This window comes from Streptomyces sp. NBC_00726, assembly GCF_045161735.1.
Taxonomy (GTDB): Bacteria; Actinomycetota; Actinomycetes; order Streptomycetales; family Streptomycetaceae; genus Streptomyces.
This window is the reverse complement of the sequence record NZ_CP108983.1, coordinates 1,549,606-1,565,495: the sequence shown is the minus strand read 5'-3', so window position 1 is coordinate 1,565,495 and position 15,890 is coordinate 1,549,606. Positions and strand designations below refer to the sequence as shown.

The 15,890-nt window shown below is 71.1% G+C and carries 12 protein-coding genes and 1 pseudogene; 10 read left to right on the top strand and 3 right to left on the bottom strand.

Annotated features, from left to right (window positions below; genetic code table 11):
- Window positions 1-68: 68 nt before the first annotated feature.
- From OG338_RS06975 to OG338_RS06960, 4 genes and pseudogenes are all read left to right on the top strand, one after another.
- A pseudogene (locus OG338_RS06975) lies at window positions 69-335 on the top strand (Type 1 glutamine amidotransferase-like domain-containing protein); the annotation flags it as partial.
- Window positions 336-397: 62 nt separating this feature from the next.
- Window positions 398-622: a hypothetical protein gene (locus tag OG338_RS06970; RefSeq protein ID WP_405936483.1), complete on the top strand. Its 225-nt coding sequence runs from the start codon at window positions 398-400 to the stop codon at window positions 620-622.
- A 163-nt stretch (window positions 623-785) separates the two neighbouring features.
- On the top strand, window positions 786-1,592 hold the full coding sequence (locus OG338_RS06965; RefSeq protein WP_405936482.1) for a putative protein N(5)-glutamine methyltransferase: 807 nt from the start codon (window positions 786-788) through the stop codon (window positions 1,590-1,592).
- A 47-nt stretch (window positions 1,593-1,639) separates the two neighbouring features.
- Window positions 1,640-4,630 carry a bifunctional [glutamine synthetase] adenylyltransferase/[glutamine synthetase]-adenylyl-L-tyrosine phosphorylase gene (locus OG338_RS06960; protein WP_405936481.1) on the top strand — a complete coding sequence of 997 codons (2,991 nt, stop codon included), beginning with the start codon at window positions 1,640-1,642 and terminating at the stop codon, window positions 4,628-4,630.
- 27 nt (window positions 4,631-4,657) lie between these two features.
- Here the strand turns inward: OG338_RS06960 and OG338_RS06955 are convergent, their stop codons facing one another.
- Window positions 4,658-5,569 (bottom strand): phosphatase PAP2 family protein, encoded by a 912-nt coding sequence (locus OG338_RS06955; RefSeq protein ID WP_405940341.1) that lies wholly within the window; start codon window positions 5,567-5,569, stop codon window positions 4,658-4,660.
- A gap of 162 nt (window positions 5,570-5,731) precedes the next feature.
- Window positions 5,732-6,796: a LacI family DNA-binding transcriptional regulator gene (locus tag OG338_RS06950; protein WP_405936480.1), complete on the bottom strand. Its 1,065-nt coding sequence runs from the start codon at window positions 6,794-6,796 to the stop codon at window positions 5,732-5,734.
- Window positions 6,797-7,167: 371 nt separating this feature from the next.
- Between OG338_RS06950 and OG338_RS06945 the strand changes: the two genes are divergently transcribed.
- The 5 genes from OG338_RS06945 to OG338_RS06925 all read left to right on the top strand — a co-directional run bounded on the left by OG338_RS06945 (window position 7,168) and on the right by OG338_RS06925 (window position 13,201).
- Entirely contained in the window at window positions 7,168-8,445 is a 1,278-nt protein-coding gene (locus OG338_RS06945) for an extracellular solute-binding protein (RefSeq protein WP_405936479.1), read from the top strand.
- Window positions 8,446-8,465: 20 nt separating this feature from the next.
- Window positions 8,466-9,482, top strand: a complete 1,017-nt coding sequence (locus OG338_RS06940; protein ID WP_405936478.1) for a carbohydrate ABC transporter permease — start codon at window positions 8,466-8,468, stop codon at window positions 9,480-9,482.
- Window positions 9,479-10,366 carry a sugar ABC transporter permease gene (locus tag OG338_RS06935; protein WP_405936477.1) on the top strand — a complete coding sequence of 296 codons (888 nt, stop codon included), beginning with the start codon at window positions 9,479-9,481 and terminating at the stop codon, window positions 10,364-10,366. The genes OG338_RS06940 and OG338_RS06935 overlap by 4 nt, the downstream gene beginning before the upstream one ends.
- Window positions 10,367-10,469: 103 nt before the next feature.
- Complete coding sequence (locus tag OG338_RS06930; RefSeq protein ID WP_405936476.1) at window positions 10,470-12,146, top strand: alpha-amylase family glycosyl hydrolase; 1,677 nt, start codon at window positions 10,470-10,472, stop codon at window positions 12,144-12,146.
- Window positions 12,131-13,201, top strand: a complete 1,071-nt coding sequence (locus tag OG338_RS06925) for a LacI family DNA-binding transcriptional regulator (protein ID WP_405936475.1) — start codon at window positions 12,131-12,133, stop codon at window positions 13,199-13,201. The genes OG338_RS06930 and OG338_RS06925 overlap by 16 nt, the downstream gene beginning before the upstream one ends.
- Window positions 13,202-13,243: 42 nt before the next feature.
- Here the strand turns inward: OG338_RS06925 and OG338_RS06920 are convergent, their stop codons facing one another.
- Window positions 13,244-13,672, bottom strand: coding sequence for a hypothetical protein (locus tag OG338_RS06920; RefSeq protein ID WP_405936474.1), 429 nt, complete (start codon window positions 13,670-13,672; stop codon window positions 13,244-13,246).
- Window positions 13,673-14,105: 433 nt separating this feature from the next.
- On the opposite strand from OG338_RS06920, the gene OG338_RS06915 reads away from it, so the two are divergent.
- Window positions 14,106-15,833 carry a carbohydrate-binding module family 20 domain-containing protein gene (locus tag OG338_RS06915; RefSeq protein WP_405936473.1) on the top strand — a complete coding sequence of 576 codons (1,728 nt, stop codon included), beginning with the start codon at window positions 14,106-14,108 and terminating at the stop codon, window positions 15,831-15,833.
- Window positions 15,834-15,890 lie beyond the last annotated feature (57 nt).

The following is a 15,890-nucleotide window of genomic DNA, read 5'->3' as shown; positions in this document are numbered from 1 at the left end:
AGGCCGGGATCGAAGTGACCCACGAGTCAGTCAGGGACGGGGCGCCTACGAGGCGAGCGTGCTCTCCCGTCTGGCGGGTGCACGGCGTGGACCGGCTCATGAGGGAGGCGTACGAGCGCGGCGTGCTGTTGTGCGGGATCGGCGCGGGCGCCAACTGCTGGGCCGAGGGCTCGCATACCGACTCGTTCGGGCCGCTGACGTATCTCCCCGACGGGCGGGTGGACGAGGCCGTGGCGGGTACGGAAGGGGCGCGGGTGTACCGCGTCGAGGCCGATGGGCGTGGAGGCGTACGGGAACAGGCCCTGGCGTGCCGGCTGCTCGGGGCATCCGCGTAAGCCTGGACCATCCTTCTTCCGTACCGGACAATGGACCGGACCACGGGGAATGGGGGGACACCATGTACGCGGTTCTCATTGTGTTCGGGCTGCTCCTGAGCGCCATCGTGTTCCTGATCGTGAGGGTGAGCCTGCGCCAGCGGCGGCGTACGCACAACTTCGACGGCCAGGAGATCGAGCGGCACCACAGCGCGGAGATACGCCACATCCGCGCCGCGAACCGGTCGAACGCCGTCCACAACGGCTTCGTCAACGGCGGCAACGAGTACCGGCCCAGGCGGGGCTGAAACGTGGGGTAGTCTTTCGCATCCCCGCACGGGGACATGACCAAGGAGGTGGGACCCATTACCGCTGTATCGACCCGGGTGCTCCCCTCCAGTGAACACGTGGCCGACCGGATCTGAACCGGCCGCGGAGCACCCTCGGCGTTCACCCGAAAGGCTCCGCACCATGCCGGTCCCGCTGTCACCGTCCGACCTCTCCTCCCTCGCCGCCACCCTCCGCGCCGCCGGCTGCGTCTTCGCCGAGGACGAGGCCGGGCTCATCGCCGCCACCGCCGCCCACCCCGCCGACATAGCCGCCATGGCCGCCCGGCGCGCCGCCGGGCACCCCCTGGAACACGTGCTCGGCTGGGCCGAGTTCGCCGGGCTGCGGATCACCGTCGACCCCGGCGTCTTCGTCCCCCGCCGCCGCACCGAGTTCCTGATCGACCGGGCCGTCGCCCTCGCCCCGGACCCGGCCGTCGTGGTCGACCTGTGCTGCGGCTCCGGCGCGCTCGGCGCCGCCCTCGCCGCCGCCCTGGACCGCGTCGAGCTGCACGCAGCCGACGTCGAGCCCGCCGCCGTACGCTGCGCCCGGCGCAACGTCGGGGACCGGGGGCGGGTGTACGAGGGCGACCTCTTCGCACCCCTGCCCGGCGCCCTGCGCGGGCGCGTCGACGTACTCCTCGCCAACGTGCCGTACGTACCGACCGGCGACGTCGCCCTCCTCCCCGCCGAGGCCCGCGTCCATGAACCGCTCGTCGCGCTCGACGGCGGCGGCGACGGCCTCGACGTCCTGCGCCGGGTCGCCGCCGAGGCGCCGCGCTGGCTCGCCCCGGGCGGCAGCCTCCTGGTCGAGACGAGCGAGCGGCAGGCGGAGGCCGCCGCGGGGGTGCTCGCGGACAGCGGGCTCATGACGCGCGTCGACTCCTGCGAGGAGCGGTACGCGACCGTCCTCACCGGGACGCTCCCCGCACCCCGCGCCCGTACCGCCTAAACTCCGAAGGCTGGGAGCTGATCGGGCGGCGAGCGGGAGAGCGCGGGATGACCATGGTGCCGGGGCGCAGAAGCAGTACGTTCACCCGACTGCTGCGGCACGGATTCACCGACCCGTCCGCCGCCGAACGGCTGCTGGACCTGCCGGACTTCTCGTCCGTACGCACCGACTCGGTGCTCCTCGACGCGCTCGGGGCCACCGCCGACCCCGACCTCGCGCTGCGCGGCCTCGTCCGGCTGGTCGAGGCGGAGGAGGCGGGGGAGCGGCAGATCTTGCTGGACACCCTCGTCAGCGCCAAGCCGCTGCGGGACCGGCTGCTGGGGGTGCTCGGCGCGTCCGAGGCGCTCGGCGACCACCTGGCCCGGCACCCGCGCGACTGGCAGGTGCTCGTCACGTACGAGGCCGCCGACCTGCACCCCGGGATCGCCGAGTTCGAGCAGGAGCTGGCCGGGGCGGACGGGCCGGACGCCCTGCGCGTCGGCTACCGGCGCTGCCTGCTGTCCATCGCGGCGCGGGACGTCTGCGGCACCACCGACGTCGCCGAGACCGCCGCCGAGCTGGCCGACCTCGCCACCGCGACCCTGCGCGCGGCCCTCCGTATCGCCTCGGCCGCCGCCCCCGACGACGCCGCGCAGTGCAGGCTCGCGGTCATCGCGATGGGCAAGTGCGGCGGCCACGAGCTGAACTACGTCTCCGACGTGGACGTCATCTTCGTCGCCGAGCCCGCCGACGGCGCCGAGGAGAGCAAGGCCATGCAGGCCGCGACCCGGCTCGCCGCGCACCTCATGCGGATCTGCTCCGACACCACCGTCGAGGGCACCATCTGGCCCGTCGACGCCAACCTCCGCCCCGAGGGCCGCAACGGCCCCCTCGTCCGCACGCTCTCCTCGCACCTCGCGTACTACCAGCGCTGGGCCAAGACCTGGGAGTTCCAGGCACTGCTGAAGGCCCGGCCGGTGGCCGGGGACCGGGCGCTCGGCGAGGACTACGTCGAGGCCGTCTCGCCGCTCGTCTGGCAGGCCGCGGACCGGGAGAACTTCGTCCCCGACGTCCAGAAGATGCGCCGCCGCGTCGTGGACACCATCCCCGCCGACCGCGTCGACCGGGAACTGAAGCTCGGCCCCGGCGGGCTGCGGGACGTCGAGTTCGCCGTACAGCTCCTCCAGCTCGTGCACGGCCGCAGCGACCCCGCCCTGCGCAGCGGATCGACCCTGGAGGCGCTGGGGGCGCTCGCCGAGGGCGGTTACGTGGGGCGCGTCGACGCCGTACAGCTGGACGACGCCTACCGCTTCCTGCGCGCCATGGAACACCGCATCCAGCTCTACCGGCTGCGCCGCACCCACCTCGTCCCCGACGAGGAGCCCGACCTGAGGCGCCTCGGCCGCTCGCTGGGACTGCGCACCGACCCCATCGCCGAGCTGAACCAGGCGTGGCGGCGGCACGCGTCCGTGGTCCGGCGGCTGCACGAGAAGCTGTTCTACCGGCCGCTGCTCGACGCCGTCGCGCAGCTCGCGCCCGGCGAGTCCCGGCTGAGCACCAAGGCCGCCACCGCCCGGCTCGTCGCCCTCGGTTACGAGGACCCGGCCGCCGCCCTCCGCCATCTGGAGGCCCTGTCCTCCGGGGTCTCCCGCAAGGCCGCCATCCAGCGCACCCTGCTCCCCGTGCTGCTCGGCTGGTTCGCGGACTCCGCCGACCCGGACGCCGGGCTCCTCGGCTTCCGCAAGGTGTCCGACGCGCTCGGCAAGACCCCCTGGTATCTGCGGCTCCTGCGCGACGAGGGGGCCGCCGCCGAGAACCTCGCCCGGGTCCTGTCGGCCGGCCGGCTCGCCCCGGACCTGCTGCTGCGCGCCCCCGAGGCCGTCTCCATCCTCGGCGACCCGCAGGGCCTCGCCCCGCGCAGCCGGGTCCATCTGGAGCAGGAGGTGCTGGCCGCCGTCGGCCGCGCGGACGACGCGGAGACGGCCGTCGCGGTGGTGCGCGGGGTGCGCAGGCGCGAGCTGTTCCGCACGGCGGCCGCCGACCTCATCGGCTCGTACGGTACGGAGGACAGCCCCGCCGAGCCCGACCCCGGGGCCCTCGTGGACCGGGTCGGCAACGCCGTCACGGACCTGAACGCCGTCACCATCGCCGGTGCGCTGCGCGCCGCCGTCCGCGCGGAGTGGGGCGACACCCTGCCGACCCGGTTCGCCGTCATCGGCATGGGGCGGTTCGGCGGGCACGAGCTGGGATACGGCTCCGACGCGGACGTCCTCTTCGTGCACGAGCCGCGCGCGGGCGTGGACGAGCAGGAGGCGGGCCGGGCGGCGAACCGCGTGGTCGCCGAGATGCGGCGCCTTCTTCAGCTGCCCACCGCGGACCCGCCGCTCCTCATCGACCCGGACCTGCGCCCCGAGGGCAAGAACGGGCCCCTCGTACGCACCCTGAAGTCGTACGACGCGTACTACCGGCGCTGGTCCCTGGGCTGGGAGAGCCAGGCCCTGCTGCGCGCCGAGCCGATGGCCGGGGACCTGGACCTGGGCGCGGAGTTCGTGGCGCTGATCGACCCCCTGCGGTATCCGGCGGACGGGCTGGGCGAGGACGCGGTCCGCGAGATCCGGCGGCTCAAGGCCCGGATGGAGTCGGAGCGGCTGCCGCGCGGGGCGGACCCGACGCTCCACACGAAGCTGGGGCGCGGCGGGCTGAGCGACGTCGAGTGGACGGTCCAGCTGATGCAGATGCGCCACGGCCACGAGGTCCCCGGCCTGCGCACCACCCGCACCCGCACCGCGCTGGCCGCGGCGTGTGCGGCGGACCTGATCTCCGAGGAGGACGCCCAGACCCTGGACGAGGCGTGGGTCCTGGCGACCCGCGTCCGCAACGCGGTGATGCTCGTACGGGGTCGCCCGGGCGACACGTTCCCCTCGGTCCCGCGCGAGCTGACCGCCGTGGGGCGGTACCTGGGGTACGAGGAGGGGCATGTGGGCGACATGCTGGACGACTACCGCCGGGTGACGCGGCGGGCGCGGGGCGTTGTCGAGGAGCGGTTCTACGGGGGGTGAGCGGGGGCCGGGGCAGCGCCCCGGGGGTCAGTGGCGGGTTGCCGCCGGTTCGCGGTGGGGCTGCGCTCCGAGGGCGGTGAGGCGCGGGCGCCTGCCCGCCTTGCGCGGGATCCACCTCGGCAGCCGGTGCGGTAGCGCCCCGTACCACGCGTACGACACCGCGTAGCCGAAGGCCAGGCACGCCACGCCGCCCACCGCGTCCAGCCAGAAGTGGTTCGCCGTGGAGACGATCACCATCAGGGTGACCGTGGGGTACAGCAGGCCCAGGATGCGGGCCCAGGGGGCGGAGGCCAGCGCGAAGACGGTGAGGCCGCACCAGAGGGACCAGCCGATGTGCATCGACGGCATCGCCGCGTACTGGTTGGACATGTTCTTGAAGTTGCCCGACGCCATCGAACCCCAGGTCTGGTGGACCAGGACCGTGTCGATGAAGTGGCCGCCGTTCATCAGGCGGGGCGGCGCCAACGGGTACAGGTAGTAGCCGAGGAGCGCGACCGCCGTGGTCGCGAACAGGGCCAGCCTGGCTGCCGCGTAACGGCCCGGATGCCGGCGGAACAACCATACGAGCACACTGATCGTGACGATGAAGTGCAGTGTCGCGTAGTAGTAGTTCATCGAGACGATGAGCCATGTCACCGAGTTCACCGCGTGGTTGACCGACCGCTCGACGGAGATCCCGAGGAAGTGTTCGACCGACCACAGCCAGTCCGCGTTGGCGAGGGCGGCGGCCTTCTGCTCCGGGACCGCGTTGCGCACCAGCGAGTACACCCAGTAACTCGCCGCGACGAGCAGGATTTCGAACCAGAGCCGGGGCCGCCGGGGCGACCGCGGGGAGCGCAGCCGGGACACGACGTGATCGAGTGGTCTGTCGAGCGCTCTGCCGAGCCCGTGTGTGCGACCGGACTGCTTCGTGTTCGCCTCGGGAGCCGCCTCGTTCACGATGGGTGACGGGGTGGCCTCCGTGCGGCCTTCCTGTCGTTTCACGCTCAATTCACCCATAGGCACAGAGTCTGCCAGATTTGCCTTCTCTGCCCGATGATCCTCCGGTGGAGCGCGAGTTGCACGTCCGGCGGGGAGCGTCAGGTGTGCGCGACGGGCCGGTTACGCCCCCGCGTGAGACCCTGGGAGAGAGGCGGGGGCCGCGCCGTCCTGGCCGGGGCCCGCCGCGGTGGAGCCGCGTACCACCAGCTCCGGCATGAAGACGAACTCGCTGTGCGGGGCGGGCGTGCCGCCGATCTCCTCCAGCAGCGTGCGCACCGCGGCCTGGCCCATCGCCGTGACCGGCTGGCGGATCGTGGTCAGCGGCGGATCGGTGAACGCTATGAGCGGCGAGTCGTCGTAGCCCACCACCGACAGCTCGCGCGGGACCTCGCGGGCGAGCCGGCGGGCGGCCCTGATCGCGCCGAGCGCCATCATGTCGCTGGCGCACACCACCGCCGTGCAGCCCCGCTCCATCAGCGCGGACGCGGCGGCCTGGCCGCCCTCCAGCGTGTAGAGGGAGTGCTGGATCAGCTCCTCGACCTCGTCCGCCGTCAGGTTCAACTGCTCGCGCATCGTGGCGTGAAAGCCCTCGATCTTGCGGAGCACCGGCACGAAGCGCTTCGGGCCGACCGCGAGCCCGATCCGGGTGTGGCCGAGCGACACCAGATGCGTCACCGCCAGCCGCATCGCCGCCCGGTCGTCCGGCGAGATGAAAGGTGCCTGCACCTTGGGCGAGAAGCCGTTCACCAGGACGAAGGGGACGCCCTGGGCGCGCAGTTGCTCGTAACGCCCCATGTCGGCGGAGGTGTCGGCGTGCAGCCCGGAGACGAAGATGATCCCGGAGACGCCCCGGTCGACCAGCATCTCGGTCAGCTCGTCCTCGGTGGAGCCGCCCGGGGTCTGGGTCGCGAGGACCGGGGTGTAGCCCTGCCGGGTCAGCGCCTGCCCGATGACCTGGGCGAGCGCCGGGAAGATCGGGTTCTCCAGCTCGGGCGTGATCAGGCCGACGAGCCCCGCGCTGCGCCTGCGCAGCCGTACCGGCCGCTCGTAGCCGAGTACGTCGAGCGCCGCGAGGACGGATTCGCGGGTGGCAGCGGCTACCCCGGGCTTGCCGTTCAGTACACGGCTGACCGTCGCTTCGCTGACCCCCGCCTGAGTTGCGATATCGGCAAGCCGTGCGGTCATGGCATTGGACTGTACCGGGAGCGGGTCGGATTGCCCACCATGCACAGGAATCGGGCGGGACCGGCGGCCCCGGACCGCCCCGAGCGACGCCCCGGCGCATCCGGCGGCAACGTCTTGCAAGGTCTTGCGGGCCCGGTTTGCCGGCTGCGGTCAGATCGTCGCACTGCGGAATCGGGCCTGGTGGGCCTGGTGTGCCAGGGATCGGGGAGTTTCGTCAAGTGGCTTGACGGCAACCTTGAGGACACGCCAATGTAACGATCGCCGGAGCTTGCAGAAATCTTCCGCAAGGTCTTTCGGTCGTCTTTCATCCTTGTTACGTTCACGTCGAACCGGCGCCGCGACGGAGCGGTACGGCAGTTGAAGGAGTTCAGATGCGACGTGGCATAACGGCCACCGCCCTGGTCGCGGCCCTGGCGCTCGCGGCGACCGCCTGCGGCAGCGATGACGACAAGTCCGACAGCGGTTCCAAGAGCTCGGGCGAGCTCTCCGGCACCGTGACGTGGTGGGACACGTCCAGTGCCGGTACGGAGGACAAGGTCTTCAAGAAGATCGCCGAAGGCTTCGAGAAGCAGCACCCGAAGGTCGACGTCAAGTACGTCAACGTGCCCTTCGGCGATGCGCAGAACAAGTTCAAGAACGCGGCGCAGGCCGGCTCCGGCGCCCCCGACGTGATCCGTTCCGAGGTCGCGTGGACCCCCGAGTTCGCCGACCTCGGCTACCTCGCGCCGCTGGACGGCACGCCCGCGCTGAAGGACCAGGACGACTTCCTGAAGCAGGCCGTGGCCTCCACGAAGTACAACGGCAAGACCTACGCCGTTCCGCAGGTCATCGACTCCATGGGCATCTTCTACAACAAGAAGATGTTCGAGAAGGCGGGCGTGAAGCCGCCGAACACCATCTCGGAGCTGAAGTCGGTCGCCAAGAAGATCAAGTCGAAGACCGGCAAGACCGGCCTCTACCTGCGCGGCGACGACTCGTACTACTTCCTCTCCTTCCTCTACGGCGAGGGCGGGGACCTGGTCGACGCCGACGCGAAGACGGTGACCATCGACAAGCCCGAGGGCGTCAAGGCGTTCGAGGTCGTCAAGGACCTGGTCGACTCCGGGGCGGCGAAGACCGACGCCACGGACGGCTGGGAGAACATGATGCAGTCGTTCAAGAACGGCGACGTCGCGATGATGATCAACGGCCCCTGGGCGGTTGCCGACACGCTGACCGGTGACCAGTTCACCGACAAGGAGAACCTGGGCGTCGCCCCGGTCCCGTCGGGCTCCGCCGCGCAGGGTGCCCCGCAGGGCGGTCACAACCTGGCCGTCTACGCGGGCTCCAAGAACCTGGACGCCTCCTATGCCTTCGTCGACTACATGACGTCGGTCGAGACCCAGGCGCAGACCGCCGGTGAGCTGAACCTGCTTCCCACCCGCACCTCGGCGTACGCCAAGGAGCAGGCCGTGGGCAGCGACATCGTCCAGTTCTTCAAGCCGGTCGTCGAGACCGCTGTCGAGCGGCCCTGGATCCCGGAGACCGGCAGCCTCTTCGCCCCGCTGAACGTCGAGTACACCAAGGTGCTCACCGGCCAGACCACGCCGGAGAAGGCCGCCAAGGCCACCGGTGACTCCTACCGCAAGCTCCTCAAGGGCTGGAAGTAACCAGGAAGGCAGGCCGACTGATGGCTGTCCACACCAGCCAGTCGGTGGCGAAGGCCGCGGGCGACGACGTCGCCCGCGGCCGGAGCCGCGGTACTGGCACCCCCCCGCGGCCGGGCAGGCTCCGGCGGGCCCTCTCCGTCCACTGGTACGCCTGGACCATGGTCGCCCCCGTGGTGATCGTGATCGGCGTGATCATCGGGTACCCGCTGGTCCGTGGTATCTGGCTGTCGATGACCGACGCCAACGAGCGCAACGTGGCCCGGTCCATCGGCGTCAACGAGATGCCGGCCACCTACAAGTTCGTGGGACTGGACAACTACGCGGACGCCCTCACCGGCGGCCAGTTCCTCGACACCCTGGTCTGGACCCTGGTGTGGACGGTCTCCTGCGTAGGCATCACCTTCGTCCTGGGCATGGCCCTGGCCAACATCCTCAACCGAAGGATCGCCGGCCGTTCCTTCTACCGCATGGCGCTGATCCTGCCCTGGGCCATCCCCGGCTTCGTCTCGGTCTTCGCCTGGCGCTTCCTGTACAACGACGAGCGCGGTCTGCTCAACAAGATCCTCGGCGGCGCCGGTATCGACGGCATTCCGTGGCTGAACGACCCCACGTGGGCGAAGTTCTCCGTCATCGCCGTCAACGTGTGGCTTGGCATCCCCTTCATCATGGTCGCCCTGCTGGGCGGTCTGCAGTCCATCCCGTCGGAGCAGTACGAGGCCGCGGAGATGGACGGCGCGACGGCCTGGCAGCGCTTCCGCCACGTCACGCTGCCCGGACTGCGCCCGGTCTCCACGACGGTGGTCCTGCTCTCCACCATCTGGACCTTCAACATGTTCCCGGTGATCTTCCTGCTCACCCGGGGCGGTCCCGGTGAGTCCACCCAGATCCTCGTCACCCAGGCGTACAAGTTCTCCTTCGAGATCAGCCCGCGCGACTTCGCGCAGTCGTCCACCTGGGGTGTACTGATCCTCGTACTCCTGATGCTCTTCGCCGTGGTCTACCGGCGAGTGCTCCGCACGCAGGGAGACAACTGGTGACCACTGCCGCGCACACCTCCGCCACCGCCCGGCACGCCGGCCGTCCGACACCCCGCAAGCGCGGCGAGCGGTCACCGGCCGCCTCCGTGGCCCTGCACATCACGCTGATCGTCGCCTCGGTGATCGCCGTCTTTCCGGTGCTGTGGGTCCTGCTGACCTCGCTCAAGCCCGCGAAGTACGCCACCACCACGGACTTCTTCCGGGACACGACGTTCGAGAACTACACGCACCTGATCAAGGACACGGAGTTCCTGACCTGGTTCGGCAACTCCGTGATGATCGCGGGGCTCACCACGGTCCTCGGCGTCTTCGTCTCCGCCACCACGGGCTACGCCGTCAGCCGCTACCGGTTCCCCGGCAAGCGCGGCCTGATGTGGACCCTGCTGGTGACCCAGATGTTCCCGGTCGCGGTCCTCATCGTGCCGATCTACAACATCATGTCCTCGTTGGGCCTGATCAACCAGCCCGCCGGCCTGGTGATCACCTACCTGACGATCTCGGTGCCGTTCTGCGCCTGGATGATGAAGGGCTTCTTCGACACCATCCCGCGCGAGATCGACGAGTCGGGGATGGTCGACGGCCTCACTCCGTTCGGCACCTTCTGGCGGCTCATCCTCCCGCTGGCCAAGCCCGGCCTCGCCGTCACCGCGTTCTACTCGTTCATCACCGCCTGGGGCGAGGTGGCCTACGCCTCCGCCTTCATGGTCGGCGACGAGAACCTGACCCTCGCGGGCGGCCTCCAGAAGTTCGTCAACCAGTACGGCGCCCAGTGGGGCCCGATGACCGCCGCGTCCGTACTGATCGCGATACCCGCGGCCCTGGTCTTCCTGTTCGCGCAGAAGCACCTGGTCACCGGCATGTCCGCCGGAGCCGTCAAGGGCTGAGCTACGCCCGTACGACCGCACGCACGCACGCACCAGTCACGGTGGCGCCGGAATCCCGACCCGGTCCCGGCGCCACCCCCCACCCAGACACCCCAGGGACGACATGACCCAGCACCTCGCTGCCCCCTCCACCGGCACGTCCGACGACGCCGCCGGCCACCGCACCGGCTGGTGGCAGGACGCGGTGATCTACCAGGTCTATCCGCGCAGCTTCGCCGACGGCAACGGTGACGGCATGGGCGATCTCGCAGGCGTACGCGGCAGACTTCCGTATCTCAGGGAGCTCGGCGTCGACGCGGTCTGGCTCAGCCCCTTCTACGCGTCCCCGCAGGCCGACGCCGGCTACGACGTCGCCGACTACCGGGCCATCGACCCCATGTTCGGCAGCCTGCTGGACGCCGACGCGCTCATCCGCGACGCCCACGACCTGGGCCTGCGGATCATCGTGGACCTGGTGCCCAACCACTCCTCCGACCAGCACGAGTGGTTCAAGCGCGCGCTCACCGAGGGCCCCGGTTCCGCGCTGCGCGACCGCTACCACTTCCGCCCCGGCAAGGGCGCCGACGGCGAACTCCCGCCCAACGACTGGGAGTCCATCTTCGGCGGCCCCGCCTGGACCCGCACGGCCAACCCGGACGGCACCCCCGGCGACTGGTACCTGCACCTCTTCGCGCCCGAGCAGCCCGACTTCAACTGGGAACACCCGGCCGTCGCCGACGAGTTCCGCTCGATCCTGCGCTTCTGGCTCGACATGGGCGTCGACGGCTTCCGGGTGGACGTCGCGCACGGCCTGGTCAAGGCGGAGGGGCTGCCGGACCTGGGCACCCATGACCAGCTGAAGCTCCTCGGAAACGATGTCATGCCGTTCTTCGACCAGGACGGGGTGCACGAGATCTACCGCAGCTGGCGCACCATCCTGGACGAGTACCCGGGCGACCGCATCGCCGTCGCCGAGGCGTGGACGCCGACCGTCGAGCGCACCGCCAACTACGTGCGCCCCGACGAGATGCACCAGGCGTTCAACTTCCAGTACCTGGCCACCGCCTGGGACGCCGCCGCGCTCCGCGAGGTCATCGACACCTCGCTCGACGCCATGCGCCCGGTCGGCGCTCCCACCACCTGGGTGCTCTCCAACCACGACGTCACCCGGCACGCCACCCGGTTCGCCAACCCGGCGGGCCTCGGTACCCAGATCCGCACCCCCGGCGACCGTGAACTCGGCCTGCGCCGGGCCCGCGCGGCGAGCCTGCTGATGCTGGCGCTGCCCGGCTCCGCCTACGTCTACCAGGGCGAGGAGCTCGGCCTGCCCGACGTCACCGACCTGCCCGACGAGGCCCGCCAGGACCCCTCGTTCTTCCGGGCCGACGGCCAGGACGGCTTCCGCGACGGCTGCCGCGTCCCGATCCCGTGGACCCGCGAGGGCTCCTCGTACGGCTTCGGCGCGGGCGGCAGCTGGCTCCCGCAGCCCACCGGCTGGGGCGAGCTGAGCGTCGAGGCGCAGACCGGCGCGGCCGGCTCCACCCTGGAGCTGTACCGGGCCGCCATCGCCGCCCGCCGGGCGCACCCCGGGCTCGGCGCGGGCGCCGAGGTGCGCTGGCTGGACGCCCCGGAAGGGCTGCTGGCCTTCGCCCGCCCCGGGTTCGTCTGCACCGTCAACACCACGGGCGCCCCGGTCCGCATCCCCGTACCGGGCACGGCCCTGCTGTCCAGCGCGCCGGCCGAGGCCGACGGTGAGACGGTCGAGCTGCCCGCCGACACCACGGTGTGGTGGACGGTGTGACGACCGTCCCCCAGCCGAGGGGCCCCGGCGCGGGCGGTGCGCTGCGGCTGTCGGACATCGCCGGTCAGGCGTCCGTCAGCGAGGCGACCGTCAGCCGGGTGCTCAACGGCAAGCCGGGCGTCGCGGACACCACGCGTCAGCGGGTGCTCGCGGCGCTCGACATCCTGGGCTACGAACGGCCCGTGCGGCTGCGGCAGCGCAGCGCCGGGCTGATCGGTCTGGTCACCCCCGAGCTGACCAACCCGATCTTCCCGGCGTTCGCCCAGTCCGTGGAACAGGTGCTCGCCGGGCACGGCTACACGCCGGTGCTCTGCACCCAGCTGCCCGGCGGCGCCACCGAGGACGAGCTGGTCGAGCAGCTGGTCGAGCGCGGCGTCGGCGGCATCGTCTTCCTGTCCGGGCTGCACGCCGACACCTCGGCCGACCCGGCGCGCTATGCCGCGCTGACCGAGCGCGGGGTGCCGTTCGTCCTGATCAACGGGTACAACGAGCGGATCAGCGCCCCATTCGTCTCGCCCGACGACACCGCCGCCGTGCGGATGGCCGTGAGCCATCTCGCCGAACTCGGCCACCGCCGGGTGGGCCTGGCCATAGGGCCGCAGCGCTATGTGCCCTCGCGCCGGAAGCGGGACGGCTTCGTGGACGCCGCGGTCTCGGTGCTCGGCCTGGACCGCGAGGACGCCGAACTCCTGGTCTGCTCCACGCTGTTCAGCGTCGAGGGCGGCCAGGTCGCGGCGGGCGCGCTGCTCGACCGGGGCTGCACCGGGATCGTCTGCGGCAGCGACCTGATGGCGCTGGGGGTGGTCCGCGCGGCCCGGGACCGGGGGCTCGACGTGCCGCGCGACGTGTCCGTGGTGGGCTTCGACGACTCGCAGCTCATCGCGTTCACCGACCCGCCGCTGACCACGGTGCGCCAGCCGGTGCAGGCGATGGCGGCGGCCGCGGTGGGCGCGCTGCTCGAAGAGATCGGCGGCAGCCCCGTACAGCGCACGGAGTACGTGTTCCAGCCGGAACTGGTGGTCCGGGGCTCGACGGCGGCGCTGCGCAGCGCCTGAGCGGGCGGGTGGAGGGCCGGGTCCGGAGGGGGGACCCGGCCCTCAGACGTACCCGGGGGCTCCGGCGGTGCGGTGCCGGCGGAGCATCAGGACGATGCCGGTCGCGACGGCGAGGCCCACGAGGGCGACGACGGAGCCCTTCACGACGGGCCCGAGCCAGCCGTAGTCGGCGGTGTAGGCGGTCTCCGCGTCCTCGGCGAGCCGGACGCCGTCTATCCGGGCGGGCGCGGAGACGCCGCGCCGTACGTCGACGGCGTCCCTCAGCTCCACGTCCCGCGCGGTGACGGAGCCGTCGTCGCTGGTGAAGGTGCCGATCCAGGCGCAGGACTCCTTGCCGCACGTGCGGTCGGCGGGCGCCAGCGAGCCGACGGGCCCGTCACGCAGGGCGGCCGGTGCTGCGCATGGGAGCCGATCCTGGGCGACAGGCCCTGGGGCAGTCGTCGCCGTCGCCCTGTCGTCGTCGTTTTCCATGACGTGGCTCGTCCGGTCCGTGGGGTGCCGTGGCCCGGGCGGGCCGATACAGGAGAGGCACCGGAGGTCGACCCGGATTGGGCCGGCGGGGAGGTGTGACCGCCGGTGCCTCTCATGTCCTGACCGGCCCGGCCGGCCGGGCGCGTGGGGCCCGGGGTAACGGGACCCCCGGCCGACCGGACCGGAGTCGGGAGAAACGTAACAGGGCTGCAATGTCTTGCGTAAGACCTTGCAGAAAGAAATCTGCGGTATTTCGTGGATGTGAGCGGGTGGTGTCCAAAGGGTTGACCGGGACCTGTCGGACTCGTACGGTCTCGCTGCGGCAAGGTTTGCATTCTTGCAGCAAGAACCTTCAGAAAGCCTTGAGGGCAGGGCGCGTTGCCGATGAGGCTCCGAACCGTCACCCGCATTTCCCCCACAGCAGGAGGAAAACATGGCCAGCAGACCGCTGTCTGCCGCGCTCGCCCTCGTCGCGGGAGCCGCCGCCTTCGTGGTCCCCGCCACGACGGCCGAGGCGTCCGCCCCGGGCACCAAGGACGTCACCGCCGTCCTCTTCGAGTGGAAGTTCGACTCCGTCGCCCAGGCGTGTACGGACACCCTCGGGCCGGCCGGATACGGCTTCGTCCAGGTCTCGCCGCCCCAGGAGCACATCCAGGGCGGCCAGTGGTGGACCTCGTACCAGCCGGTCAGCTACAAGATCGCCGGGCGGCTCGGGGACCGTACGTCCTTCGCCAACATGGTCAGCACCTGTCACAGCGCCGGCGTCAAGGTCGTCGCGGACTCGGTGATCAACCACATGTCCGCCGGCTCCGGCACCGGCACCGGCGGGTCCTCGTACACCAAGTACGACTACCCCGGCCTGTACTCGGTCAACGACATGAACGACTGCCAGTCGCAGATCAGCAACTACGGCGACCGCGCCAACGTCCAGAACTGCGAGCTCGTCGGGCTCGCCGACCTGGACACCGGTGAGGACTACGTACGTGGGAAGATCGCCGGCTACCTCAACGACCTGCTCTCGCTCGGCGTCGACGGATTCCGCATCGACGCCGCCAAGCACATGCCCGCCGGTGACCTCGCCAACATCAAGTCCCGGCTCAGCAATCCGGGCGTCTACTGGAAGCAGGAGGCGATCTACGGGGCCGGCGAGGCCGTCTCGCCCGACGAGTACGCCGGGAACGGCGACGTCCAGGAGTTCCGCTACGCCCGGAGCCTCAAGCAGGTCTTCAACAACGAGAACCTCGCCAACCTGAAGAACTTCGGCGAGGGCTGGGGATTCATGTCCTCCTCGAAGGCCGCGGTGTTCGTCGACAACCACGACACCGAGCGCAACGGCGAGACGCTGAACTACAAGGACGGCGCGAACTACACGCTCGCCAGCGTGTTCATGCTGGCCTGGCCCTACGGCTCGCCCGACGTCCACTCCGGCTACGAGTGGTCCGACAAGGACGCGGGCCCGCCCAACGGCGGCACGGTGAACGCCTGCTACAGCGACGGCTGGAAGTGCCAGCACGCCTGGCGCGAGATCTCCTCCATGGTCGGCTTCCGCAACACCGCGCGCGGTGAGGCCGTCACCGACTGGTGGGACAACGGCGGCGACCAGATCGCCTTCGGCCGCGGCTCCAAGGCGTACGTGGCGATCAACCACGAGGGCTCCTCGCTGACGCGTACGTACCAGACCTCGCTGCCCGCCGGCGACTACTGCGACGTCCAGTCCGGCAAGGGCGTCACGGTCAACGGCTCCGGTCAGTTCACCGCGACCCTCGGCGCCAACACCGCGCTCGCCCTGCACACCGGCGCCCGCACCTGCGGCGGCGGCACCACCGACCCGACGGACCCGACCGACCCCGGCACGGGGACCGGCACCTCCGGCGCCTCCTTCGGCGTCAACGCCACCACCCAGCTCGGCCAGAACATCTACGTCACCGGCAACCAGTCCGCCCTCGGCAACTGGAACACCGGCAGCGCGCTGAAGCTGGACCCGGCGACGTACCCGGTCTGGAAGCTCGACGTGGACATGCCCGCCGGCACCACGTTCGAGTACAAGTACATCCGCAAGGACGCGAGCGGCAACGTGACCTGGGAGAGCGGTGCCAACCGCACGGCCACGGTGCCGTCCTCCGGCAAGGTCACGCTGACCACGGACGTCTGGCGCGGCTGACCCCCACCCCGCCTCCACCCCCCACCCGCCGGACGGGCCGTCCCCCAGCGGCCCGTC